At 68.2% G+C, this 19,768-nt stretch carries 15 protein-coding genes; 9 read left to right on the plus strand and 6 right to left on the minus strand.

All coding sequences use genetic code 11. The annotated features are described in order from the left end of the window. Positions 1–27 precede the first annotated feature (27 nt). A complete protein-coding gene (locus U9J23_RS01760) occupies positions 28–477 on the minus strand; it encodes a GlcG/HbpS family heme-binding protein (RefSeq protein WP_006552488.1) in 450 nt (149 codons plus the stop codon). Between the two features lie 327 nt (positions 478–804). On the opposite strand from U9J23_RS01760, the gene U9J23_RS01765 reads away from it, so the two are divergent. Beyond that, positions 805–2,457, plus strand: a complete 1,653-nt coding sequence (locus U9J23_RS01765; protein WP_059383139.1) for a PucR family transcriptional regulator — start codon at positions 805–807, stop codon at positions 2,455–2,457. On the opposite strand, the gene U9J23_RS01770 is transcribed toward U9J23_RS01765, so the two are convergent. Then, positions 2,444–3,916 (minus strand): MFS transporter, encoded by a 1,473-nt coding sequence (locus U9J23_RS01770; RefSeq protein ID WP_160876114.1) that lies wholly within the window; start codon positions 3,914–3,916, stop codon positions 2,444–2,446. The genes U9J23_RS01765 and U9J23_RS01770 overlap by 14 nt on opposite strands. Before the next feature lie 327 nt (positions 3,917–4,243). Between U9J23_RS01770 and U9J23_RS01775 the strand changes: the two genes are divergently transcribed. Then, the gene (locus U9J23_RS01775; protein WP_059383138.1) at positions 4,244–5,821 is read left to right on the plus strand and encodes a hypothetical protein; all 1,578 of its coding nucleotides are present in this window, start codon (positions 4,244–4,246) and stop codon (positions 5,819–5,821) included. A gap of 40 nt (positions 5,822–5,861) precedes the next feature. Here U9J23_RS01775 and U9J23_RS01780 read toward each other — a convergent pair whose 3' ends face one another. After that, positions 5,862–7,460: an FUSC family protein gene (locus U9J23_RS01780; protein WP_145707536.1), complete on the minus strand. Its 1,599-nt coding sequence runs from the start codon at positions 7,458–7,460 to the stop codon at positions 5,862–5,864. A 609-nt stretch (positions 7,461–8,069) separates the two neighbouring features. Here U9J23_RS01780 and U9J23_RS01785 point away from each other — a divergent pair. The 3 genes from U9J23_RS01785 (at position 8,070) to U9J23_RS01795 (ending at position 11,423) form a co-directional block, all read left to right on the plus strand. Then, positions 8,070–8,765: a hypothetical protein gene (locus tag U9J23_RS01785; RefSeq protein ID WP_059383136.1), complete on the plus strand. Its 696-nt coding sequence runs from the start codon at positions 8,070–8,072 to the stop codon at positions 8,763–8,765. 70 nt (positions 8,766–8,835) lie between these two features. Next, positions 8,836–10,776: a sensor histidine kinase gene (locus tag U9J23_RS01790; RefSeq protein ID WP_229579894.1), complete on the plus strand. Its 1,941-nt coding sequence runs from the start codon at positions 8,836–8,838 to the stop codon at positions 10,774–10,776. Then, the gene (locus tag U9J23_RS01795) at positions 10,773–11,423 is read left to right on the plus strand and encodes a response regulator (RefSeq protein WP_272268925.1); all 651 of its coding nucleotides are present in this window, start codon (positions 10,773–10,775) and stop codon (positions 11,421–11,423) included. The genes U9J23_RS01790 and U9J23_RS01795 overlap by 4 nt, the downstream gene beginning before the upstream one ends. Before the next feature lie 30 nt (positions 11,424–11,453). On the opposite strand, the gene U9J23_RS01800 is transcribed toward U9J23_RS01795, so the two are convergent. Then, positions 11,454–12,170, minus strand: coding sequence for a GntR family transcriptional regulator (locus U9J23_RS01800; RefSeq protein WP_106200741.1), 717 nt, complete (start codon positions 12,168–12,170; stop codon positions 11,454–11,456). 339 nt (positions 12,171–12,509) lie between these two features. Here U9J23_RS01800 and U9J23_RS01805 point away from each other — a divergent pair, with 339 nt between their 5' ends. Both U9J23_RS01805 and U9J23_RS01810 read left to right on the plus strand, forming a co-directional pair. After that, positions 12,510–13,724: an acetyl-CoA C-acetyltransferase gene (locus U9J23_RS01805; protein WP_016695648.1), complete on the plus strand. Its 1,215-nt coding sequence runs from the start codon at positions 12,510–12,512 to the stop codon at positions 13,722–13,724. A 23-nt stretch (positions 13,725–13,747) separates the two neighbouring features. Continuing rightward, complete coding sequence (locus tag U9J23_RS01810) at positions 13,748–15,895, plus strand: 3-hydroxyacyl-CoA dehydrogenase NAD-binding domain-containing protein (protein WP_080968306.1); 2,148 nt, start codon at positions 13,748–13,750, stop codon at positions 15,893–15,895. A gap of 92 nt (positions 15,896–15,987) precedes the next feature. Here U9J23_RS01810 and U9J23_RS01815 read toward each other — a convergent pair whose 3' ends face one another. Together U9J23_RS01815 and U9J23_RS01820 are read right to left on the minus strand one after the other, a co-directional pair. Next, entirely contained in the window at positions 15,988–17,295 is a 1,308-nt protein-coding gene (locus tag U9J23_RS01815; protein WP_085469848.1) for a class I SAM-dependent methyltransferase, read from the minus strand. Further along, entirely contained in the window at positions 17,292–18,752 is a 1,461-nt protein-coding gene (locus U9J23_RS01820; RefSeq protein ID WP_059383131.1) for an FAD-binding oxidoreductase, read from the minus strand. The genes U9J23_RS01815 and U9J23_RS01820 overlap by 4 nt, the downstream gene beginning before the upstream one ends. 148 nt (positions 18,753–18,900) lie before the next feature. Here U9J23_RS01820 and U9J23_RS01825 point away from each other — a divergent pair, with 148 nt between their 5' ends. Together U9J23_RS01825 and U9J23_RS01830 are read left to right on the plus strand one after the other, a co-directional pair. After that, positions 18,901–19,335: an SRPBCC family protein gene (locus U9J23_RS01825; RefSeq protein WP_059383209.1), complete on the plus strand. Its 435-nt coding sequence runs from the start codon at positions 18,901–18,903 to the stop codon at positions 19,333–19,335. 104 nt (positions 19,336–19,439) lie between these two features. Continuing rightward, the gene (locus U9J23_RS01830; RefSeq protein ID WP_059383208.1) at positions 19,440–19,763 is read left to right on the plus strand and encodes a YbaB/EbfC family nucleoid-associated protein; all 324 of its coding nucleotides are present in this window, start codon (positions 19,440–19,442) and stop codon (positions 19,761–19,763) included. The last annotated feature ends 5 nt before the right edge of the window (positions 19,764–19,768 follow it).

Here is a 19,768-nt window from a genome sequence, read left to right on the forward strand (position 1 = left end):
ATGAGGAGGTCGTGCGGGGGGATGCGATCAGGCGTTGATCGCGGAGGTCAGGGCTTCGAATTCGGCGATCATGGCGGCACCGACCGCCTTGTCCTGCTCGCCGTTGCCGCCGCTGATGCCGACGGCGCCGACGATCTGTCCGTCGTAGACGAGGGGGAAGCCGCCGACGAAGATCGCGAACTTCCCGGGGAGCATGTGACTGATACCGAATGCTTCGTTGCCGGGGAGAGCGGGTCCGTTGGGACCCTCGTTGAACAGGTGGGTGGCGCGCTCGTGGCCGGCGGCGGTGAACGCCTTCGCCATGGCGATCTCGACGCCGGTGAGGCGAGCGCCGGGAAGCCGGTGCAGAGCAATGACGTTCGCGCTCTCGTCGCAGACACACAGGGTCTGCTTGACGCCGATCTCCTCGGCCTTCGCGCGGCCGGCGGCCAGCAGGGGGAGTGCGTCGTCGAGGGTGATGCGGTGGATTCGATGCATTGGTCTCCACTTTCGAAGTCGGGTCGGAGAGTCGGACGATTCCTGGTCCGCGTCGGGATCCGGGTGCGTCCCGCCGATGCCGCGTCGCTGAAGTGTCGGCGGGTGCCGGAGCGGTGGAGCGGTGTGTCCGGCGTGGCTCATTTCTAACAGGGCCGTGCGCCGATGGGGACGGTCAAGATCACCGTTGTTTTCGGGATTCGATGTACACAGTGCACATGTGTCTGGGACGCATGACTCTGGTAACTGGTGTAGAAAGTGCACACCGCCACGGTGTCGGCCGGCCACCCCCTCACGGCCCGCCGATGCTCCCGATGGAAGCAGGTCCCCATGGAATCGAGCCCGCGTCTGACAGTCCGAGGACTGCTCGACGAACCGCTCATGGAGGGCGCCCGGGTCGTGGATCGAGAGGCCGATCTCGACCGGGCGCTCACCTGGGTGCTGCCGTTCGGCGAGGTCGTCGGCCGATTCGACGATCTCACCGGTGTCGCCGTGTACATGCGGCCGGAAGCGCTCGCCGACAGCGCACACGCCCTGTCCGCGCTCGCGGCCCGCGACGCGGCGGCACTGGTCGTCGACGGTTCGGTGCCCGCCGGAGTGCCCTGGCCGCCGGGGCTGGTGGTGATCGAACTCGACCTGCCCGTCGGATTCGCGGCACTCAACCGGTTGCTCGCCGAGCGGTCGCTGATGCAGGAAGTCCACGTCATGCGCTATTCCGCGCACGTGCACTCGACGCTCGCCGGTCTGCTGCACCGAGGCGCGGGACTGAACCTGCTCGTCAAGGAGGTCTCGGCGCTCGCACAGCATCCGGCGATCGCGCTCGACGCGCGTGGTCAGGCCGTCGCCTTCCACGGAGTGGATGTTGCTCGGGCGGAAGAGATCTCGGAGGTCCTGCACAAGCAGCTGTCGACGGTGACGGCCGCGGATCGTCACGCGCACCACGACACCCGCGTGCTGGAGGAGGTCGTCGGAGGCGCGCCCTGGACGTGCACGGCGAGCACCATCCGGCTCGGCAAACGGTTCGAGGGCTGGGTGGTGGTGCTCGCCTCGGGGACGTCTCCCGGACCGCACGAGCTGGCCCAGCACGCGGTCGTCACCGAACAGGCGACGGCGATCATCGGTTCGGAGATGCTGCGTCAACGCAGCGTCGACGAGGCCGAGGAACGGGCCCGCGGCGATTTCGTGCAGGCGCTCGTGCACGGCAGTTTCACCAGCCAGCACGACATGCAGGCGCGCGCCGAGTACCACGACATCGATCTCACCTCGACGTTCGCGGTCTTCGTCGCACCCGGTTACGGGGAGAACCCGGCCGGTCCGGGCGGCGACGAATCCGGCGGACTGTTGCGGTTGGCCCGGTACGCGGCCAGCGTCCTACCCCATCCGTCGGTGCGTTCGTACGTCACGGTGATCGGCGACGTCCTGGTGGTGGTGCGATCACTCCGCTACCGCGACCCGCGCGACGTCGAACTCGAGATCGCCGAGTACGCCGACGCGGTGTCGCAGGATCTCTCCCGCCGGCGCGTGCGCCCGGTGCCCGTCGCCCACGGCGTTCCGGCCGTCGGCGCGGACCAGATCCGCGAGAGCTACCGGCAGGCCCGCGTGGCACTCGGAATCGGGCAGCGGCTCGGCATGTCGGGTTCGGTGGCGTACCGCGATCTGCGGGGTTACGGCGTGCTCGAGCTGGTCGCCGAGACCGATCGCAGCCGCAGGTTCGTCGGCGACGTCTTCGGGTCGCTCAAGCCCGGCACCGACCTGTACGACACCCTGTCGGCCTATCTCGCGGCCGGCGGGAACGTCAACGCGGCGGCACGGGAGCTGTCGGTCCACCGCAACACGATGCTGTCGAAGCTCGACCGGATCTCCCGCGCGATGGGGATGGACGTCCGGCTGCCGGAGAACCAGTTCACGGCCTGGCTCGCCGTCCGCCTCGAGCTTCTCGACCGGCTGCGCACCTCGGTCGAGAACGAGATCAACTACCGCTGAGAGCGGTCGACTCGGAACCGGTCGGTGCGTGATCCTCGGGGTCGGCTCCCAGGAACGACGCGGCGAACCCCGCGCACACGACCACGGCGCACACCGCGAAGAGCGGTCCCACCGTCCACGAACCGAGTGCGACGGTCACCCACGCCGCCCCGACCGCCGAACCGCCGAAACGGATCAGGTTGAACACCCCCAGACCCGTCCCGCGCTCGCCCGCCGGAGAGCGCGTCGAGCCGGCCGCCGCGGGGGTCTGCACGGCAGCGATGCCGGCACCGGTGATCGCGAGGACGGTCGCGACGAGCCACAGGCGCGGTTCGTCCGCCGAGAGGACGACGGCGAGCGCGATCTGACCGACGAGGAGCACCACCAGTCCCGCCCGCAATATCCGCCGTGCGCCGACGCGGTCGACGGTGCGGCCGACGACCGGTGCGAGGACCGCCATGACTGCGGGCAGTGCGAACAGGATCGCCCCGGCCGTGGCCGTCGACGCGCCCGTCGCGTGCAACCGCAGCGGCACCGCCAGCAGAGCGGCGCCCAGGCAGAACATCTGCGCGAAGGCGGCGGCCGCGCTCCGCGCGAATCTGCTCTCGACCAACAGTCGGACGTCGACGAACGGCACGTCTGCGCGTAGGCAGTGCACGACGAAACCGACCAGTACGACGATCGAGACCGCCAGGGCGATCCCCGCGACGGACGTGGGAACACCTGCTTGTCCGAACATGCTCAGTCCCAGCACGACTCCGGCGGAACCGAGGGTCAGTGCGATCGCACCGGGCACGTCGAGGGTCATCCGGCGGCCGGGGAAGATCGGGATCCAGCGCAACGTCCCGGCAAGACCGATCAGTGCAATCGGGATCATCGGGACGAATACCCATCGCCAACCCCAATGTTCCGCAACGAAACCGCCGAGGGTGGGGCCGATGGCCTGACCGAGTCCGTTCACGGTGGCCCACGCGCCGACCGCGCGTGCGCGTCGATGCGCGCCGAACAGCCACGCGATCAACCCCATGACAGCAGGCGCGAATGCAGCCGCCGCGACTCCGCCGAGGGCGCGCCAGACCACGAGGATCTCGAGGGTCGGCGCGGTCGCGGCTCCGGCAGCGCAGATCGCGGTGCCGAGCAGGGCACCGCAGTAGACGCGACGCCGACCGTATCGGTCACCGATGTACCCTGCAAGGGGCATTGCCGCAGCAAAAGTGAGAAGGAAGCCGACGGCCAGTAGTGCGCCGTCTTCGAGGCTTGCGTCGAAGTCGGAAAGTATCTGTGGCAGTGGGACATTGATGATGTTGTTGCTCAGTGTCCCGACGAGGGTTCCGGCGAGCAGAGCGGACAGTGCCAGGGGAGTACCCGTATCCGTCTCGGCTGCCGGCGCTGCCGGTGTATCGGTGCGAGTGGTCATCGAACTCTCCGGAACCTCGGGGAACTGCACGGCACGGTTCGTGCCGTCGAACCACTTTCGCACTGCGCTACGGTCGGATGCATCGTCATCGCGGGGTGGATGTGCACATCGGATCCGGAGGAACCGGTGCAGAGTGCACATTCGGCGACGTCGTGGGGGCGTCGGCGAGCGCGCGACACATGTTCGTAGCAATATTTCACATCCGAGCGCCGCGTCGTTACGAAATTGCAAAAGTGGAACACAGTGCACAGCTAGCGTGGCGGGCAATGTGCACCGTTCTCGTTGACCGAGCACGGGCCGTAGCGGAAAGTTCCCCCAATACATCGAGTTCCCCATTCACCGTCCACGAACACAGCCCGACTCGTTCCACCCCCTGTCGAAGGAATCGCCTTGGACGTACAACTCACCGCCGCGCACTGGGTCTACCTGGCCGGCATCCTCGTCATCCTGGCCACCATGGCCCTGCGGAAGAACATCGTCGTTCCTGCAGTCGTCGCAACCTTCCTGACCGCCCTGACGTTCTCCGGCAGCATCGTCACGGGACTGTCGGCCATCTTCAACGCGAGCCTCGTCGCGGCGAAGGAACTGTTCAATATCTTCCTCATCATCGCGATGGTCACGGCCATGCTCGGCGCGCTGCGCCAGCTCGGCGCCGACCGGATGATGGTCGCGCCGTTCCGGCGGGTCATGCGTGCGGGCACCAGCAGCTTCCTCGTCCTGGCCGCGGTCACCTACGTGATCTCCCTGTTCTTCTGGCCCACCCCGGCCGTGCCCCTCGTCGGCGCGGTGCTCATCCCCGTGGCGATCCGCGCGGGCATGTCCCCGTTGTCGGTGGGCATGGTCATCGCGATCTGCGGTCAGGGCATGGCGCTGTCCTCGGACTACATCATCAAGGTGGCGCCCGGCATCTCCGCATCGGCTGCCGGCGTCGAGGCCGACGCCGTGGCGGACAAGGCCATGGTCCTGTCCCTGATCGTCGGCGGCACGGCTCTGCTGATCACCTACCTCGTGCAGAAGCGGCACTGGCGTGCACCGTCCCCCGACCTCCTCGTCGAGTGGGAGGCCGAAGCCGACCGCGGCATCGGCGAGACCCGTGACGACTCCTCGGGCGACGGGGGCGGCTCCCGTCCTCCGCGTCGGCCGGAACCCGCCGGCGGCCCCAGCGGCGGTGGCGGAGAGCAGGCGGCGACGGCCACGGCGGTGCTCGTGGCGCCGTCCGATCCGATCGCCGACCCCGACACCGAAGCGGAGAAGGAGCGCCGCGGTACCGCGAAGGCGTTCGCGATGCTCGTGCCGCTCGCCTACCTCGCGTTCATCGTCTACCTGATGCTGGGCAAGTTCACCGAGGTCGTACCGCCGCTGCAGGGTGGTGACGCCGCCGCGATCGTGGGTGGGATCGCAGCGCTGATCCTGTTCGCCGCCGCAGCGTCGACCGACCGCGGAGGTTTCCTCGAGACCACCTCGGACCATCTCGTCGACGGCCTGGTCTTCGCCTTCAAGGCCATGGGCTGCGTCCTCCCGATCGCCGGCTTCTTCTTCATCGGCAATCCGGAGTTCGCGGGACCGATCCTCGGCATCTCCGCCGACGCCGCAGGCCCGGCGATCCTGTTCGACCTCGTGACCACGGTGCAGGCGCACCTTCCGCAGAACGCCTTCGTCACGTCCTTCGGCATCCTGCTCATCGGCCTCGTCGCCGGACTCGACGGGTCCGGATTCAGCGGACTGCCCCTCACCGGTGCGCTGTCGGGTGCTCTCGGCCCGGCCGTCGACGTCGACCCGTCGACGCTCGCGGCGATCGGTCAGATGGGCAACATCTGGGCCGGTGGCGGTGTCATCATCGCGTGGTCCTCGCTGGTCGCGGTGGCCGGTTTCGCCCGGGTGCCCGTGCTCGATCTCGCCCGCAAGTGCTTCCTGCCGGTGATGGCGGGTCTGATCCTCTCGACCGTCTTCGCAGTGCTGGTGTTCTGACGACGGCGCGTGTTCCGACGGAAACGACCGGGTCCCTGCTTCAGGGGCCCGGTCGTTCCGGCAGGGTCAGGATCCGGTAGCCGAGTTCGTGGAGACGGCGGTGCTCGGTCCAGCGCTCCCGGGTCCACGCCGGCTCGGTGTGTGCGGCGATGACGGCCGCGGTAGTGGAGGCGTGTAGGTCGAACTCGAGGTCGCGGCGCAGTTCGGGCAGCTCGCGCGCGTCCGACGACGCGGCGATCCTCGTGACGGCGTCGCGCACGCGGCCGTCGGCGAAGTCGAGGACGCGGCGGTGGGCCCGGGGGAGCACACCCCACAGCACCGCGAGCGCGACGAGGACTCCGACGACGGTCTCGAGGAAGCGGTCGCGCGCGACCGTCACCAGATCGCCGGGGGCGCCCAATCCGCCGAGGACGACGACGAGCGGGGTGATGAAGACCATCGCCAGGCCGTAGTTCCGCACCAGGAACATCTCGGTGCCCGCCATCACCGCGGCCAGCACCGCGACGAGGGCGATCCCACCCGGATGGAAGGGCGTCAGGCAGGCGACCAGGACGAGCCCGAGCACGGTGCCGAGGAAGCGGTGCGCCGCCCGGTAGGAACCGAGGATCCGATCCGGTCCCTGGTGCAGGATCATCGCGGCCGTGATGACCGCCCAGTCGGGGCGTCCGACACCCAGTGCGATGGCGATCGTCCCGGCGACCGGTCCCGCGACGAGCAGGCGCACGGCGATCGTCGCCGACCGGCTGCGCAGGTGCGCGGCACGCGCGAGGCGGTACCGCACGGAGGGACGTCGCAGCGGGGTCCGCAGCCGCAGGTCGTCCTCGGGAACCGCCTCGTCCCGCGGACGCTCGTCCAGTGTCTCCGCGCATCGGAGGTGCGCCGCGCACAGTGCTTGCTCCAGCGGATGCCCCGAGCCGACGAGCCCGGCGTCGTGCAGGCACTGCCACGCCGCGTGCAGATCGTGGACCGCGGCGCGGCGATTCCCGGGGGAGTTCTCCTCGAGGACCGCGTCGACGGCGGCGACCGCAGCGGCCACCGCGGTGCGTTCCGGAGTCCGTGGCCGGAACGGAGCACCGGACAGGGAGACCACGACGGCCGTCCCCGCTCCGATCGCCGTCCATGCCGAGACCGTCGGGACGGACACCCCCAGCGCGGGGAGAGCGGATGCGATCTCGAGGGACAACAACATCAGGAACGCGCCGGGCGCACCCATCCGCAGCGCGTCGACGACGAAGGCGCACCCCGCGACGGTCACCGTCATCGCCGCGACGACCACCAGGTACCACCACGCCGGCCCGCCTGCGGCCAGCTCGTGATGGACCACCGACCCTGCGAGGGCACCGATCGTCGCCAGCGTCACGAGCACCGTCCCGATGACGGCGACCGCTCGGGCACGGACACGATAGGGGCGCTGCTCGCCGTAGACGACGGCGAAGGCACCGAGTGTGGCGATGGCGGAGACGGCACCGAAGCCGAGGGCGACACCCACGAGACCGGGTACCGCGACGGTGGCGGCTGCGCGTGCGGCGCCGGGCCACCGGCGTCCCTGCCTGGGAACCGACAGTATCGCCGTCCGCAACGGGGCGGGCGTGGGCAGCGGCAGGTCGACGACCCGATGATCTCCGCTCGCTTCCGCCACGTCGTACCACCTTAGGAACCGGCGGGGCAGTGTCTCCCGTCGGCAGGCGCGCATGAGGCGCAGGTCACTGGGCTGATCCGCCACATTTCCCGACGGAATATCCGCCCCGGAATTCCGCGACGTTCGAATTGCGAACGTATCGAATTCGTCTGTTGAAAATGCATCGACTCGCATATTTCTCGTAAATGGGATAGAAGAGGGGAGCGCCTGTTTCGAAGTCGGGAGAAATTCGCCCGGCCCCGTGAAAGGACATTTCATGACACTCAATGTTGTGCTGTTGTTACTGGTACTGGCTGCGGCATTCGCATCCGTCGCCGCTCTTCATTCGGCGGACGAGCGCCGCACCCGAAATCCCTGAGTGAATTCGGAGTGACGCGGATCCGGCAGCCCACGGAAATATCCGCGTCGACATCCTCCGATCGGGGGGAGGTTGTGTGCGTTTTCGTCGGGAGAATCGCACACAACCTCCCCCTCGTTCGTCCTGCCCGGAGAGGGCGCGAGCGGTGGTCCCGGAAGGTCGGGACGGCCGTCCCTTCCACCCGGGACACCGGGCGCCGGATCGTTCCTTCCACGACGCGCAGGGCGTCGCACCGATCCGAAGGGACCCTTATGAACACTCTCGGCACCGAGACCGAACCCCTCGCGCCGATCGCCCCCGACCGTCGTGGCCCCGGTTCGCTCTGGGCGTGGACGGGTGCGGTTGCCGGACTCGCCGGCGTCGTGGGCATCCAGGCGAGCATGGCGATGAGCGCGGCGTACAACGAGCGTACCGCCGGCAACGCGGTGGCGATCATGACCGAGTTCGCCGGGCAGCGCACGGCCATGCTCGTCATGCACCTGACGTTGATGGTGTCGACGACGCTGCTGCTCGTCTTCGCCGCCGGACTGCAGCGTCGGCTGCGCGCGGGCACTCCGGAGTTCAGCCTCGTGCCGACGGTCGCGGCATTCGGTCTCGTGCTCACCTCGATCGCGACCCTCATGGGCACCGGGCTCGACACCGAGTTGCTGTTCGGCCTCGGCAACACCGATCGGATGGTGCCCGAGGTGGCGGTCTTCGCCTCGCACTGGATGGGCACCATCCCGTGGCTGTGGGTCGGTGCCGGAGTGAGCGGCATCGCGGTCGCGGTGGCCGCCCTGCGTCACCGCGCGGCACCCCGGTGGATCGGTTGGGCGAGCGTCGTTCTCGGTGGTCTGACCCTGCTCCTCGGCATCTCCCCGCTGCAGTACATGGCGGGCTTCACCGGCCCGGTGTGGGTGCTGGTGGCCGGAGTCGGATTCGCCCTCGCGGACCGGCGTGCACGTTAGTGCCACTGCGAGCAGCCCAGCGGCGTATACCGGCCGCATCGAGGACACAGTGGTGCATACTCACCGCACCATGAAGGGCACAGTCGGCACAGTCGCGACGAACGGATCGGCGGGTACCGGGGCTCCGGTACCCGCCGCCGTCGTGGCCGTCGCCTCCTGGTTGCTCGCCGTCGCGGCCGTCGTCGTGTTCGTCGCGGCCCGGCCCGCGCTCGATTCCGACCAGCTGTTCTTCCTCGTCGACGTGGTCGGAGCCGCCGTCTACGGGACGGTCGCCGGGGTGATCCTCGCCCGCCGGGTCCACGCCGTGCCGATCCTGCTGGCCGTCGCGTCGATCGGTGTCGGCGTGGCAGCGGTGTCCTACAGCTGGACACAGCTCGCCCTCGTCCGCCCCGAACTGCCCGTCGGATTCCTCGGGCCACTGCAGAACACCACCTGGATCCCCGGGACGCTCGCGTTGTTCCTCGTGGTTCCGTGGCTCGTCCGCGACCGCCCGGCAGATCCCGTGATACGAGCCGGGATCGGCCTCGGCATCCTGACGATCGCATGGTTCTTCTGGGCGCGCACATTCACCGACATCGCCGACATCCGGTTCGTCGGACCCGTTGTGGCGGTAGGCTTCCTGACTGCCGGGCACGTCGAGTGGCGGCGCCGCCACGCCCCCGACGGCGAACGGTCCGGGACGGGATGGCTCGCGCTCGGCAGTGCCCTGATGACGGCCTCGTACATCCCGCTGGCGGTCCCGGACGTGCCGTGGATGCTCACGCCGTTACTCCACCTCGCGACGCAGGCCTTCTATCCGGTCGCGATCCTCGCCGTCGTACTGCGCCAACGACTCTGGGGCATCGACCTCGCCGTCGGCCGTGCCGCGCTCGCCGGCAGTCTCACCGCCGTGCTCGTCACCTGCTATCTCGCGGTGACGGTCGCGGTGTCGTTGGTGCTCCCGAACGAATCGGTCTTCGCCCAGGCGGTCGCCGCCACCGCCGTCGCGCTGGCCGTGCAGCCGGTGCGGATGTGGCTCGGCCGGAAGGTGCACCGCCTCGTCTACGGCGACGGCGTCGACCCGGCACGCGCGGTCCGGATTCTCGGGCGGCACTTCGCCGGTGCCGATTCCCCCGACCTGCTGCTGGGCGAACTCGCCGCCGGCATCGGTACCGCACTGCGCCTCGAATCGGTCGAGGTGCGCCGAGGCGGCGACGTGATCGCACGCTGGGGGACCGCGACCGGACCCGTCGAGGAGGTGCCGGTCGGTTCCGGCGACGCCACCCTCGCCGTCACCGCACCCCCGGGCGAATCACTCGGGACACGCAGCCGGCGGGCGCTCACCGAACTCGCGACCGTCGTCGACGCCGGTCTCGTCGTCCTGCGGTCGGCCGAGGACCTCGAAGACGCACGTCGACGCCTCACCGAGGTGAGACTCGAGGAACGCCGCACCATCCGCCGCGAATTGCACGACGGCCTCGGCCCGTCGCTCGCCGGAGTGCGGCTCGGCCTGCAGGGCGCACGCAATCTCGTCACCACCGATCCGGACGCCGCGGCCGGACTCGTCGACGAACTGCTCCGCGAACTCGACCGGCAGGTCGACGGTGTGCGCGAACTGTCGCGCAGCCTGCTCCCCCCGGTCCTCGACGAACTCGGCCTCACCGCAGCACTCGACGAACTCGTGATCACCCACGCCCGCGCGGGATTCCGTGTCGACCTGCAGTCCGACCTCCCCGCCGGGATGTCCGGGCCGATCGCGTGGGCCGCCTACGGCATCGCCTCCGAGGCGATCATCAACGCGCGGAGGCATTCCGGTACCGACGAATGCACGGTGCGGGTCGCGGCGGAGGGTGACGTGCTGGTCCTCGACATCGTCGACGACGGACGAGGACTCGCGACCGACGCACGCGTCGGGGTGGGGACGCAGAGCATGCGGGAACGGGCCCGGGAGGTCGGTGGAACGGTGGGCATCGAGCCCGGTGACCTCCGCGGTGTCGTGGTGCGGGCACGGCTACCCTGGTCCGAATCATGAGCGACAACGGAGCGATACGCGTTGCGGTCGTCGACGACCATCCCGTCTTCCGCCTCGGTATGGCGGCACTGCTGGGCACCCTCGACGGGATCGACGTCGTGTGCCAGGCGAGCTCGGTGCGGGAGGCGCTCGAGGTCGTGACCGCCGACGTCGACGTCGTGCTCATGGACATCGAACTCGGCGACGGCTCGGGAATCGACGCGACCCGCAGCATCCTCCAGAAGGCACCGGGCACCCGGATCCTGATGGTCACCATGCACGAGGACAAGGACATCCTCGTCGCATCCATCCGCGCCGGGGCGTCGGGCTATCTCGTCAAGGGAGCCGATCCGTCGGGGGTCGAACGGGCGATCCGGGCCGTGGCCGACGGCGAGATGATCGTCGGTGCAGCGGTCGCGGCGAAAGCCCTTGCGGCGGTCGCGACCTCCCTCAACACGTCGGCGGCGTTCCCGGATCTCACCGAACGGGAGCGGGAGATCCTCGATCTCGTGGCCCGCGGACTCGACAACACCGCGATCTCCCGCCGGCTCGTGCTCAGTCAGAAGACGGTGCGCAACCACGTGTCGAACATCCTGGGCAAGATCGGTGCCGCCGACCGGGCGAGTGCGATCGTCCGGGCGCGGGAAGCCGGCCTCGGTATCGACTGACGCTGCGCTCGGTATCGACCGACGTGCTGCTCAGGGGGTGACGGTCGTGACGAACGACATCCGGTCGCCGCGGTAGAGCGACCTGCGCTCCTCGATCGGAGCGTCGTCCTCGTCGTACGAGATCCGCTCGAGCAGCAGCATGGGTGTGCGCGTGTCGGCGTCGAGCAGCGCCGCCTCGCGCGCATCCGGCAGCGTGGTCTCGATCCGCTCGACCGCCCGCGCGAACGTGATCCCGTAGGAACGGATCGCGGCGTACAGCGACGACGACGGATCCAGCGTTCGGCGCAGATCCGGAAAGCGGTGTGCGGGAAGGCGCGTGCGTTCGAGTCCGACGTGCACTCCGTCGGTGAGCAGGACACGTTCGAGTTCGAGGACGGGGTCGCCGGGTCCGAGGCCGAGACGGCAGGCCAGTTCGTCGTCGGCGGCGAGGTCGGTCCACGCGACGAGCACACGCCCGGCGTTACGCCCTTCGAGCAGGGCGGCCTCGGTGTAGGAACCGATGACGAGGGGTTGGACGATCTTCGGTCCGGCGACGACGGTGCTGCGGCCCCGTCGTTCGATGCGACCGTCGACGAGCAGTTCGCGCAGTGCCTGACGGACCGTTTCGCGGGCGACGTCGAACCGGGTGGCGAGATCGCGCTCGGAAGGGACCTGATCTCCCACGCTGAGCTGGTCGAGGAGGCACTCGACCTGGCGGCGCACGATCTGGTGCTTGAGCGTGCGCGCTTCGCGAACGACGGAGGCCACGTATCAAGCGTAGCCGGATTCCGGTCCACACCAACTGTTCACCACACCGGGCGCCGGAAGCCGGCAGCGCCCTGCGACGACGGACCCGTGGGCAGAGCCTGCCGCCGTGCCCGTTCCCGTCGGTGCGCTGGGGAAAGTGCTGTAAACGGGGCGGGATGGTGGGTGGCGATGCCTGTATGGGGCGGTGTCCGGACGTTCGGTTCGGTCACGGACACCGATCGCTTCGGTCCTTACCGCCGAGGGCCGTCCGCTTCTACCGTGGTGGAGGTTGGGCACGGCGGCCCTCTGCAGGGCCGTGGGTGCCATCGCTCCGCAAGCACGGGAAGGAACCTGCGCACTGTGACCACCGAGGCATTCATCTATGAAGCCATCCGAACACCACGCGGCCGAGGCAAGAAGACGGGCTCGCTGCATTCCGTCAAGCCGATCTCCCTGGTTACGGGCCTGATCGACGAGCTGCGTGTTCGCTTCCCCGACCTCGACGAGAACCGCATCTCCGACCTGATCCTCGGTGTCGTCGGCCCCGTCGGCGACCAGGGTGCCGACATCGCCCGCACCGCGGTCACCATCGCGAACCTGCCGGTCACCACGGGTGGCGTGCAGATCAACCGCTTCTGCGCGTCGGGCCTCGAGGCCGTCAACATGGCTGCGCAGAAGGTCCGCTCGGGCTGGGACGAGCTCGTCCTCGCCGGTGGCGTCGAGTCGATGTCCCGCGTGCCCATGGGCTCCGACGGTGGCGCGTGGATGCTCGATCCCGCCACCAACTACGACAGCTACCTGGTTCCCCAGGGCATCTCCGCCGACCTCATCGCGACCATCGAGGGCTTCACCCGCGAGGACGTCGACGCCTACGCACTGCGCTCGCAGCAGCTCGCGGCGGCAGCCTGGTCCGGCGGCTACTTCTCCAAGTCGGTCGTCCCGGTCAAGGACCAGAACGGCCTGACCATCCTCGACCAGGACGAGCACATGCGTCCGGACACGACCCTCGAGGGTCTGGCCAAGCTGCAGCCGTCGTTCGCGACCATCGGTGAGATGGGCGGCTTCGACGCCGTCGCGCAGCAGAAGTACCACTTCGTCGAGAAGATCAACCACGTCCACCACGGCGGCAACAGCTCGGGCATCGTCGACGGCGCGGCACTCGTGCTCGTCGGTTCCGAGCAGGCCGGCAAGGACCTCGGTCTGACCCCGCGTGCCCGCGTCGTCGCCACGGCCACCTCCGGTGCCGACTCGACGATCATGCTCACCGGCCCCACGCCGGCCGCGCACAAGGTTCTCGCCGCGGCGGGCCTGACGGTCGACGACATCGACCTGTTCGAGATCAACGAGGCCTTCGCCTCGGTCGTCCTGAAGTTCCAGAAGGATCTGAACATCCCGGACGAGAAGCTCAACGTCAACGGCGGCGCCATCGCGATGGGCCACCCGCTCGGCGCCACCGGCGCCATGATCACCGGCACCATGATCGACGAGCTCGAGCGCCGCGGAGCCAAGCGCGCCCTCGTCACCCTGTGCATCGGTGGCGGCATGGGTGTGGCCACCATCATCGAGCGCGTCTGACACCGGAAGGAATCTGAACAACAGTGAGCGACAACATGATTTCCTGGGAGAAGGACGCCGACGGCATCGTCGTGCTGACCCTCGACGACCCCAACCAGGGCGCCAACACGATGAACGAGCTGTACAAGGCGTCGATGAAGGCCACCGTCGACCGCCTGTACGAGGAGCAGGACTCCATCACCGGTGTGGTGATCACCTCCGCGAAGAAGACCTTCTTCGCCGGCGGCGACCTGCGCAACATCATCGAGATCGGCCCCGAGGACGCGCAGGCCGCGTTCGACGAGGTCCAGGGCATCAAGGCCGACCTGCGTCGCCTCGAGACCCTCGGTAAGCCCGTCGTCGCCGCTATCAACGGCGCGGCTCTCGGTGGCGGTCTCGAGATCGCCCTCGCGACGCACCACCGCATCGCCGCCGACGTCAAGGGTGTCCAGATCGGCCTGCCCGAGGCCAGCCTCGGCCTGCTCCCCGGTGGCGGTGGCATCACCCGCACCGTGCGCCTGCTCGGCATCCAGACCGCTCTGCTCTCGGTTCTGCTGCAGGGCAACAAGTACAACGCCGTCAAGGCCAAGGAGATCGGCCTGATCCACGACGTCGTGGGCAGCGTCGAGGAGCTCGTCCCGGCCGCGAAGGAATGGATCAAGGCCAACCCCGAGGGCGGCGTCCAGCCGTGGGATGTCAAGGGTTACAAGATCCCCGGTGGCACCCCGGCCAGCCCGGCCCTCGCCGCGAACCTCCCGGCCTTCCCCGCGAACCTGCGCAAGCAGATCAAGGGTGCCCCGATGCCGGCTCCGCGCGCCATCATGGCCGCTGCCGTCGAGGGCTCGCAGGTCGACTTCGACAACGCCTCGACCATCGAGTCGCGGTACTTCGTCGAGCTCGCCACCGGCCAGGTCGCGAAGAACATGATCCAGGCGTTCTTCTTCGACATGCAGTCCATCAACTCGGGCGCTTCGCGTCCGAAGGACGTGCCGAAGCGTGAGATCAAGAAGGTCGGCGTTCTCGGCGCCGGCATGATGGGCGCAGGCATCGCGTACGTCTCCGCCAAGGCCGGTTTCGACGTCGTCCTCAAGGACGTCACCCTCGAGGCCGCCGAGCGTGGCAAGAACTATTCGGAGAAGATCGAGGCCAAGGCCCTCTCGCGTGGCAAGACCACCGAGGAGAAGTCGAAGGCTCTGCTCGACCGCATCAAGCCGACGGCCGACGCCGCCGACTTCGCGGGTGTCGACTTCGTCATCGAGGCCGTCTTCGAGAACACCGAGCTCAAGCACAAGGTGTTCCAGGAGATCGAGGACATCGTCGATCCCGACGCGCTGCTCGGTTCGAACACCTCGACGCTGCCCATCACCGGTCTCGCGACCGGCGTCAAGCGTCCCGAGGACTTCATCGGTATCCACTTCTTCTCGCCGGTCGACAAGATGCCGCTGGTCGAGATCATCAAGGGTGAGAAGACCTCCGACGAGGCCCTGGCCCGCGTGTTCGACTACACGCTCGCGATCCGCAAGACCCCGATCGTCGTCAACGACAGCCGCGGCTTCTTCACCTCGCGCGTGATCGGCACGTTCGTCAACGAGGCCATCGCCATGCTCGGCGAAGGCATCGAGCCCGCGACCATCGAGCAGGCCGGTTCGCAGGCGGGCTACCCGGCTCCGCCGCTGCAGCTGACCGACGAGCTGAACATGAAGCTCATGCAGAAGATCGCGAAGGAGACCGAGGAGGCCGCCAAGCAGGGCGACACCAAGCTCGGCGCCTCGCGGCACCCCGCACTCGACGTCGTCGACTGGATGATCGAGCAGGGCCGTCCGGGCCGCCTCGAGAAGGCCGGCTTCTACGAGTACGACGAGAACGGCAAGCGTCAGGGCATCTGGCAGGGCGTGCGCGATCACTACAAGACCGAGGCGACGCTCGATGTGCCGCTGCAGGATCTGATCGACCGCATGCTCTTCGCCGAGGCGATCGAGACCCAGAAGTGCTTCGACGAGGGTGTTCTCGAGACCACCGCGGACGCCAACATCGGCTCGATCTTCGGCATCGGCTTCCCGGCCTGGACCGGTGGTGTCGCTCAGTACATCGTCGGCTACCCGGGTGGCAAGGAAGGTTTCGTCAAGCGCGCCGAGGAACTCGCCGCCAAGTACGGCGAGCGCTTCAACCCGCCGGCGTCGCTGCGCAGCTGACGCACACGACGGTTGTACGGAAGGACTCCCGACGCCACGGCGTCGGGAGCCCTTCCCGTTCGCGTTCTTCTGTTGTCGTGCCGGCCGGGCGACTAGGCGACCCACCAGGGCCGCAGCGGCGTCTGCGGCTTCTTGTCGTCGCCGAGCTTGACCGCGAGCACCTGGTGCAGCTGCACCACGTTGCGTTCGAAGCCGAGGCGGGAGCCGGCCATGTACAGACCCCACAGGCGGGCGGTGCCCTCACCGACCTCGGCGACGCAGGCCTCCCAGTGCTTCTCGAGGTACTCGCACCACCCCTTCAGCGTCAGGGCGTAGTGCTCGCGCAGGTTCTCCTCGTGCATCACCTCGAAGCCGATGTTCTGCGCCTCGGTGATGATGCGGCCCGAACCGGTGAGCTCCCCGTCGGGGAAGACGTACCGGTCGATGAAACCACCGGCCTTGGCGCGGGTGTTGTTGGTCGGCCGGGTGATGCAGTGGTTCAGCAGCAGACCGCCCACCCGCAGCTTGCTGTGGAGGAACCGGAAGTACGCCGGGTAGTTGGCGACACCGATGTGCTCGGTCAGGCCGATCGACGAGATGGCGTCGAACCCGCCCTCGGGCACGTCGCGGTAGTCGGAGTGCCGGACCTCTGCCAGCTCGCTCAGACCCTCCTCGGCGATGGCCTTCTGTGCCCACTCGGCCTGCTCCTTGGAGAGCGTCACGCCGAGGGCCTTCACGCCGCGACGAGCGGCGTAGCGCACCATTCCGCCCCAGCCGCAACCGATGTCGAGCAGACGGTCGCCCGGCTTCAGCCGCAGCTTCTCGAAGACCAGACGGTACTTGTTCTCCTGGGCGTCCTCGAGGCTCTGGTTCTCGGATTCGAAAACAGCGCAGGTGTACGTCATCGAAGGCCCGAGGACGTACTCGTAGAACTCGTTGGACACGTCGTAGTGATGGTGGATGACCTCGGCGTCGCGCGACTTCGAGTGGCGCAGACCCTCGGCGATGCGGCGCCAGCGCGGCAGGTGCTCCTGCGGCGGCGGTGCGATCGGCTTGAGCAGTTCGGTGCCGAGCGACCGGGCGATCTGCGCGAGAATCCGTGCCGGGGGGCGCTCGAAGTGCAGGTCGCCGAGCGAGGCGAGCAACTCGTAGGGGTTGCCGGGATGCACACCCTTGGCCTGGAGATCGCCCGAGATGTACGCCCGGGCCATGCCCAGATCGCCGGGGGCCGTGGCGATGTACGTCGCGCCCTTGGGCGATGCGAGATGCAGACCGTACGGGGAGTCCTCCGGCCCCGCGGCCGAACCGTCGTAGGCCGTGAAGCGCAGCGGCATGTCGCCGCCGGTCACGATCTCGACGATCTGGGCGAGCGCGAGTTTGTCCTCGGTGGACCGATCGTTCTCGGTCTTGAATATGGTCACTTTCTTTGCACCGCCTTCGAGAAGAGGTCCAGTAGACGGGACCGAGGGTCGTATTTCTGTTTGAGGGCGGGGTATTCACCACCGCCGTAATACAGTTTCTCGAACTCGTCCTTCGAGTAATAGGAGTCCGAGTAGAGCGATTTGTGCCCGTCGAGTTCGGCGACCTTCTTCTCGATCAACCGGTTGGCGGCGCCCTCCTCGGCGCCGGGCACGATGGGAACGGACGACCAGAACCCGACGTTCACATAGGCGCGCTTCGGCTCGAGCGGGTACAGCGGCCACGGACGCTGGGGGTCCGCGGTGCTCGGACGCCGGCCGTCCGGGGCCGACTCGATGTCGCGCAATTTCAAGGGGCACAACCAGATCGGCTCGATGGGGATTTCGTCGAGGAACCACTCGACGAACTCCCGCGTGCGTTCGAGCGGGACCTCGATGTCCTGCACGACGCGCTCGCGGGGCGGATTGCCCTTGCGCGCCTCGATCCGGTCGGCCACCGAGTACTTGTGGTCGAGCGCGATGAGCTTCCAGTAGAAACTGCTGCGCAGCAACTGCTTCGGCCACATCCGGCGGATCTTCGGGTTCTGGGCGCCGAAAGCCCGTGAGCACCAGAACCAGTCGGTGTCCCACCGCCACAGATAGTCGCGGATCGTGAGCCGATCCTCCTTGGGGCGGTTGACGGAGACGTGCTGGATCGACCGGTAGTAGATGTCCTGCCCGGTGTAATCGCTGACGGGACCCGGCTCGTCGGTCTGTGTGCCGAGCGTCAGGTAGCTCTCGGTCGCAGAGAAGACGACACCGTCGAGATAGTCGACCGGTGTGCCGTCCCAGGTTCGTTCGTCGACGATCCGCGCGAGGGCGGACTGCAGATCGGCGATCGTGTCGAAACGCAGGTGACGCAGTGCGACGAAACGCTTCACCGGTTCGAGTTCGATGCGCAGGCGCGTGGCGTACCCGAGCGAACCGTACGAGTTGGGGAAGCCGTGGAACAGATCGGCGTGCTCACCCTCGGGGCGGGCCGTGATGATCTCGCCGGACCCGGTGAGGATGTCCATCTCGAGCACGGACTCGTGGGGGAGGCCGTTGCGGAAGGAGGTCGACTCGATGCCGAGCCCGGTGACGGCGCCGCCGAGCGTGATGGTCTTCAGCTGCGGGACGACCAACGGCGCGAGGCCGTAGGGCAGCGTCGCGTCGACGAGGTCCTCGTAGGTGCACATGCCGGCGACGTCGGCGGTGCGTGCCTGAGGGTCGACGGAGATGACACCGCCGAGACCGGAGACGTCGAGCCTCGGCGCGTTCACCGCGGCGCGCGCTCGGAAGAGGTTCGACGTCTTCTTCGCGAGTCGCACGGGCGCGTCGGCCGGAATCGCGCTGTACGAGCGCAGCAGGCGGTCGACACCCTGACGGTGTACCGCCTCCCCGTACGGGACCTTCACACCTGACGATCTCGGCATCTGCATTCGACTCCTCGGAGCGGCGCATCAGTGGGCACGTCCACAATAGACCCGGCGGTCGCATCCGTCCCGGAACGCGCGAGGCAGGATGGATGTAGTCGTCACAGGCACATTCGAGCCCGCATCAGCACGGAAGAAGCAGAAGGAGTCGTTCATGGCACAGGTCAGTGCAAGCAGTTCGATCCAGTTGGCGGCAGCTCCCGAGGCGGTGCTCACCGCCCTGGCCGACTACGAGACCGTGCGTCCGCGCATCCTCACCGAGCACTACCGCGACTACCGCGTGATATCCGGCGGTCGCGGCGACGGCACCGTCGTGCACTGGATCCTCCAAGCCACGGAGAAGCGCCAGCGCGACGTGCAGGCCACCGTGTCGGTGAAGGGCAGTACCGTCACGGAGACGGATGCCAACTCCTCGCTCGTGACGACCTACAGTGTCGTGCCGAACGGGACGGGTTCGACGGTCGTGGTGCTCACGCAGTGGAAGGGCGCCGGAGGCGTCAAGGGCTTCTTCGAGAAGACGTTCGCGCCGCTCGGCCTGAAGAAGATCCAGCAGCAGATGCTCGAGAACCTGAAGAAGGAAGTCGACTGAGCCCGGTTCCGTCGACCTCGGCGTCTGTGCCGACCCCGATGCGCGGCGACTAGGCTGGCATCACAAACGTGCAGAAAGGACGTGCCGTGCAACCCGGTGGTGGAATGCCCGACATGCAGCAACTCCTCGCTCAGGCCCAGCAGATGCAGCAGCAGCTCGTGGCTGCGCAGAACGAGATGGCGCAGGCGGAGGTCACCGGCCAGGCCGGCGGTGGTCTCGTCACGGCGACGGTGAAGGGCACGGGCGAGGTCGTGTCCGTGAAGATCGATCCGAAGGTCGTCGACCCCGAGGACGTCGAGACCCTGCAGGATCTCGTGGTCGGTGCGATCGCCGACGCCTCGGCGAAGGCCCAGGACATCGCGGCCGAGAAGCTCGGTCCGCTCGCGGGTGGGCTCGGCGGCGGAATCCCCGGCCTGCCCGGTTTCTAGAGGTC

Origin of the sequence: Rhodococcus sp. PD04, assembly GCF_035918275.1 — a bacterium.
Taxonomy (GTDB): domain Bacteria; phylum Actinomycetota; class Actinomycetes; order Mycobacteriales; family Mycobacteriaceae; genus Rhodococcus; species Rhodococcus rhodochrous.

Bases quoted from the DNA above. Each gene is read 5' to 3' on its own strand.
- U9J23_RS01785 (WP_059383136.1), top strand. From the start codon at position 8,070: ATGAACACTCTCGGCACCGAGACCGAACCCCTCGCGCCGATCGCCCCC.
- U9J23_RS01795 (WP_272268925.1), top strand. From the start codon at position 10,773: ATGAGCGACAACGGAGCGATACGCGTTGCGGTCGTCGACGACCATCCC.
- U9J23_RS01765 (WP_059383139.1), top strand. From the start codon at position 805: ATGGAATCGAGCCCGCGTCTGACAGTCCGAGGACTGCTCGACGAACCG.
- U9J23_RS01760 (WP_006552488.1), bottom strand. From the start codon at position 477: ATGCATCGAATCCACCGCATCACCCTCGACGACGCACTCCCCCTGCTG.
- U9J23_RS01830 (WP_059383208.1), top strand. From the start codon at position 19,440: ATGCCCGACATGCAGCAACTCCTCGCTCAGGCCCAGCAGATGCAGCAG.
- U9J23_RS01825 (WP_059383209.1), top strand. From the start codon at position 18,901: ATGGCACAGGTCAGTGCAAGCAGTTCGATCCAGTTGGCGGCAGCTCCC.
- U9J23_RS01790 (WP_229579894.1), top strand. From the start codon at position 8,836: ATGAAGGGCACAGTCGGCACAGTCGCGACGAACGGATCGGCGGGTACC.
- U9J23_RS01820 (WP_059383131.1), bottom strand. From the start codon at position 18,752: ATGCAGATGCCGAGATCGTCAGGTGTGAAGGTCCCGTACGGGGAGGCG.